The organism is Acuticoccus kandeliae, assembly GCF_003073115.1.
Map to the genome: position 1 here is coordinate 1 of NZ_QBBV01000097.1, position 367 is coordinate 367.

Annotated in this window: 1 protein-coding gene; it reads right to left on the reverse strand. The window is 69.5% G+C overall.

From position 1 onward, the window contains the following. The coding region (gene rplB, locus DBV35_RS29475; protein ID WP_108663934.1) for a 50S ribosomal protein L2 at positions 1-367 on the reverse strand (367 nt) is incomplete at both ends.

Here is a 367-nt window from a genome sequence, read left to right on the forward strand (position 1 = left end):
GCCGGCCTTACCCCAGTTGATGTTGGCGTTCTCCGAGTTGCCCACCTCGCCGACGGTGGCGCGGCAGCGCACGTCGACGTAGCGGATCTCGCCGGAGGGCATCCGCAGCTGCGCGTAGGGCCCGTCCTTGGCGACCAGCTGGACGCCGACACCGGCCGAGCGCGCGATCTTGGCGCCGCCACCGGGGCGGAGCTCGATCGCGTGCACCACGGTGCCCGTCGGGATGTTGCGCAGCGGCAGGTTGTTACCCACCTTGATGTCGGCCCGGGGACCGTTCTCGATCTTGTCGCCCTGCTTGAGCTTCGCCGGCGCGATGATGTAGCGCTTCTCGCCGTCGGCGTAGTGCAGCAGTGCGATCCGCGAGGTG